The sequence below is a fragment of the Actinomadura geliboluensis genome, assembly GCF_043197915.1.
In the GTDB taxonomy this organism is placed as follows: Bacteria; Actinomycetota; Actinomycetes; order Streptosporangiales; family Streptosporangiaceae; genus Spirillospora; species Spirillospora geliboluensis.
In genome coordinates, this window is record NZ_JBICUA010000031.1 from 1 (window position 1) to 1,035 (window position 1,035).

At 58.6% G+C, this 1,035-nt stretch carries 2 rRNA genes; both read left to right on the forward strand.

What is annotated here, in order from left to right:
• A 16S ribosomal RNA gene (locus tag ACGFI1_RS44345) occupies positions 1-83 on the forward strand; the annotation flags it as partial.
• Positions 84-499: 416 nt separating this feature from the next.
• Positions 500-1,035, forward strand: a 23S ribosomal RNA gene (locus ACGFI1_RS44350); the annotation flags it as partial.

Sequence of the window (1,035 nt, forward strand, 5' to 3'; positions counted from 1 at the left end):
AGCGGTCGAAGGTGGGGCCGGCGATTGGGACGAAGTCGTAACAAGGTAGCCGTACCGGAAGGTGCGGCTGGATCACCTCCTTTCTAAGGAGCACAGCTGGCCAGGCCGCCTCGCTTGCGAGGGGTCATGGTCGGTGGCCACTGTTGACAGCGAGTGTCTGTCAGGTGGCTGCTCATAGATGTGGAGCACTGGCTACTCAGTCTGCTGGCCGTGCGGCTCAGCTAGTACCGCCCTGGGATGGGAGACCATCTTCGGGGAGTGGGAACGGTGAGTCCCGGGCGGTTGGCAGGTTGGACACGCTGTTGGGTCCTGAGGGAACGGGCGCAAGCCCAGGCACCTCGGACTGCGGGACTAGACGCCGCATCACCTGCAACGGGTGGTGTGGCGCTGGTGGGCCCGGTTGTTTTTTGAGAACTGCACAGTGGACGCGAGCATCTCTGGCGAGAATGCGGTCTTTGGATCGTGTTCTTGTCTGCGATTTGTTTTGATCGTTTTGTGTGTTCAAGTTTTTAAGGGCATACGGTGGATGCCTTGGCATCAGGAGCCGATGAAGGACGTGGGAGCCTGCGATATGCCTCGGGGAGTCGGCAACCAGACTTTGATCCGGGGATTTCCGAATGGGGAAACCTGGCACTCGTCATGGGGTGTCGCCGCCTGCTGAATGTATAGGCAGGTTGGTGGGAACGCGGGGAAGTGAAACATCTCAGTACCCGCAGGAAGAGAAAACAATAGTGATTCCGTGAGTAGTGGTGAGCGAAAGCGGATTAGCCTAAACCGTGCGCGTGTGATAGCCGGCAGGCGTTGCGTGTGCGGGGTTGTGGGACCATCCTGATTCAGCTGCCGCTGGGTCGAAGAGTTACAAAATATCGTGGTAGTCGAACGGCATGGGAAGGCCGACCGTAGACGGTGAGAGTCCGGTAGACGAAACTGCGGTGTCTCTTGGGTGTGTTCCCGAGTAGCACGGGGCCCGTGAAATCCCGTGTGAATCTGCCACGACCACGTGGTAAGGCTGAATACTTCCTGATGACCGATAGC